General features: G+C 44.8%; 4 protein-coding genes. All 4 read left to right on the top strand.

Translation table 11 applies throughout. The features are described from left to right. Positions 1-227: helix-turn-helix domain-containing protein (locus AB4496_RS14935; RefSeq protein WP_372131248.1), on the top strand; the 227-nt coding region annotated here is incomplete at its 5' end. 275 nt (positions 228-502) lie between these two features. Next, positions 503-1,723 (top strand): glycerophosphodiester phosphodiesterase family protein, encoded by a 1,221-nt coding sequence (locus AB4496_RS14930; protein WP_102258240.1) that lies wholly within the window; start codon positions 503-505, stop codon positions 1,721-1,723. 298 nt (positions 1,724-2,021) lie between these two features. Beyond that, complete coding sequence (gene phnD, locus AB4496_RS14925; protein ID WP_041473170.1) at positions 2,022-3,062, top strand: phosphate/phosphite/phosphonate ABC transporter substrate-binding protein; 1,041 nt, start codon at positions 2,022-2,024, stop codon at positions 3,060-3,062. 127 nt (positions 3,063-3,189) lie between these two features. Continuing rightward, on the top strand, positions 3,190-3,406 hold a 217-nt coding region (locus AB4496_RS14920; protein WP_372131246.1), incomplete at its 3' end, for an ATP-binding cassette domain-containing protein.

Here is a 3,406-nt window from a genome sequence, read left to right as displayed (position 1 = left end):
TTGTTGGTGATGGCTTTGATCTTCAATCACCAATTTGTGAAGCGTCCGGAGAAGATTTCGCTTTTGAAAAGCAGATGGAGCAGTACGAAAGGAATGTACTGACGGAAGCGCTAATAGAAAGCGCAGGCAACATTAACGAGGTATCAAGTAAGCTGAATTTACCGCGTAAAACCCTTTATCGAAAAATGAAGAAACACCAATTGGATAAAGAGAGCTTCAAGGCCTAACTGGTTCATCCATTCGCTTAATAAAAGCACAAGACAACAATGACCCATTTCACTTTTAGTCGAATGGTTAACCGTTTCAAGTGATTGTAATAAAAGGGCTTTAACATTTGGCACAATGCGTGCAATCACTACATTGTGGCATACGTTCACATGAGGTTATTCGGTGCTGAGTCAAAATATATATGACAGCTATCTATATATGACAGCTATCCAACACCGAATGATCGAATAAAGGAAGTTAGAAAAATAATTGCTTGTTGCAAGGAGATACAAACATGAAGCAAATACTGAAAGGTTCGATTGCTCTGATACTCGGTGTGAGCTCGATGACGGCATGGGCCGCAGCAGAATCAGCCGACTTAGGTCCTCGTCCCCTCTTTTTAGTGAACAATATGGATGAGAGCCCTTTGAAAACCAAGCTGTTGAGTTGCAGTGAAGGACCTTTTCATCGTAGTGATTTTTCTATTGGACATCGCGGAGCTGCGATGCAGTTTCCTGAACACACCAAGGAATCCTACTTAGCAGCGATTCAAATGGGCGCGGGTGTAGTGGAGTGCGATGTGACTTTTACTAAAGATAAGGCGTTGGTATGTCGTCACTCGCAAAGTGATCTGCACACCACAACCGATGTTTTAGCGCATCCCGATCTTGCTAAGAAGTGTTCAACACCGTTCACGCCAGCTAACCCAGCGACAGGCGAAGATGCACAGGTTGAGTGTCGTACCTCTGATTTCACGCTGGCTGAGTTTAAGACCCTGAAAGGGAAAATGGATGGTGCGAATCAAAAAGCAACCACGGTCGAAGAGTACATGAATGGCACACCTGGTTGGAGAACTGACCTTTACAGCCAAAATGGGACACTGATGACACACGCCGAAAGTGCGGCATTGTTTAAAGAGCACGGCGTGAAGGTGACTCCTGAGCTAAAATCGGCGGCGGTAGAAATGCCTTTCAATGGTTTTAGCCAAGAGATGTACGCGCAGAAGCTGGTGGATGAGCTGAAAGAGGCGGGTTTTGAGCCTTCAGAGACTTACCTACAGTCATTCAACTTGGATGATGTGAAGTACTGGGTTAATGAGACGCCTAAGTTCGGTAAGCAAGCCGTTTATCTTGACGACCGTGTCTATGAGCAAGCGGACTTTGTCGCGTCTGTTGAAAACATGAAGGAGCTACACGATGCGGGCGTGAATATCATCGCACCACCTCTGTTTGCTTTGGTTGAACTTGATAAGAACAACGAATTAGTGGCGTCTAACTACGCGAAACTGGCAAAAGATGCTGATCTTGAAATTATTGCATGGACACTTGAGCGTTCAGGCCCGCTAGCGCAAGGCGGCGGATGGTATTACCAAAGCGTGAAAGATGGCATCAACAATGATGGCGACATGATGAAAATGCTTGATGTACTGGCGCAAGATGTTGGTGTTATGGGCGTATTCAGCGATTGGCCTGCAACGGTAACTTACTACGCTAACTGTATGGACAGCGACGCTTAGGCTGTTGTGAGCTCGCTTTGCATAGCAATTATAGCGTTTGTATAGAGAGTACTTAGCCAAAGAATAATAAGATAAAAAGCAGTGAACCAAAGAGCCTTCGGGCTCTTTTTTTACCGCCGAAATTGGCGGGACAGAAATGACCCAAATAGGCACTTCTTAGTTGGACAGTAATGACACAAAAGTAATTTCCCAATCTAGGGTTTTCTTTAAGTTATTGAAATTAAATAAATTAAAAGGTGGCACAAAGGCTGCAATAGCGAAGGTGACTTTCAACAATAAGTAAAAGTAAGGTTTGAATATGAAAATCAGTGTTAAAGGACTGTTAATCGCTAGCTCATTACTACTTCCTTCAATGGCTATGGCAAGCGACTGCTCTAGTCGTGGTGTGTTAGACGATCGATACTGTGATGAAAACCAAGATTTGGTCGCCGATTCACCAAAGAACCCAGATGAGTGGAACGACCCAAGTACGCTTGTGTTTACTTATACGCCAGTAGAAGACCCTGCGTTGTACAAAGATGCGTTTGCGGATTTCCAAGCTCACCTAAGTAAAATTACGGGTAAGCGAGTGATTTACTACACGGTTCACTCGAACTCTGCGCAAGTAGAAGCGATGCGTTCTGGTCGACTGCATGTTGCAGGTTTCTCTACGGGCCCAACAGGCTACGCAGTTAATTTAGCAGGTTACGTTCCAATTGCGGTGAAGGGCGATGAGTCTGGCTTCCAAGGCTACAACCTAATCACGATTGTTCGTAAAGACAGCGGCATTAACAAAATGACTGATCTGAAAGGCAAAAAGGTTGCACACACTTCTGCATCTTCCAACTCTGGCAACCTAGCTCCACGTGCGTTATTTCCAGCGAAAGGCCTAGTGCCAGATGAAGATTACAAAGTGCTTTACTCAGGTAAGCATGACCAATCGATTCTAGGCGTCTTCAATGGAGATTATGACGCAGCACCTGTGGCATCGGACGTGTACGATCGTATGGTAGCAGCAGGTCGTGTTGACGATTCTGAACTGAAGATCATCTACCGTAGCCCACGCTTCCCAACGTCTGCGTTTGGCTATGCTTACAACCTAAAACCAGAACTGGTTGAGAAGATCAACGAAGCTTTCTTTAGCTACCGCTTTACACCAGAAATGAGCGCATCGTTTAAAGGTGCCGACCGTTTCTCGCCAATCAGCTACAAAGAAGAGTGGGATGTGATTCGTGATATCGCTCATGCGACAGGTACGGCTTACACCAAAACTGGCTTGAAGAAATTGGCTGAAAAAGATGCGGCTAAACGAGCAAAGAAAAAAGCCGCTGAGCTAGCAAAACAAGCAAACAACGGCTAGTTCTTTTTTATTAGAAGACTAAGTTTTAGAAAGACTTAGTTCTTTAAAAACACCTACTTCAACTAAATATCTATGCCCTCGCGGGTAGGGCATAGATCATTCTAAAATTCGCACAAGGAAATGCAGTATGGCCGTAGCAAGCTATGAAGGAATAAAGATAAACAACCTTTTCCACGAATACGTGGCAGGCAAGCCAATCCTTAAAGGCATTAATATTGATATCGATGAGCCAGGCATCATCGCGATCATTGGTCCATCTGGTACCGGTAAAAGTACGCTTCTGCGCTGTATCAACCGACTCAACGATCCAAGCCAAGGTGAGATCATATTTGATGGCGCAGACC

The organism is Vibrio sp. 10N.222.46.A1 (assembly GCF_041473595.1).
GTDB lineage: Bacteria > Pseudomonadota > Gammaproteobacteria > Enterobacterales > Vibrionaceae > Vibrio > Vibrio tasmaniensis_A.
This window is presented reverse-complemented; position numbering and strand designations above follow the sequence as displayed.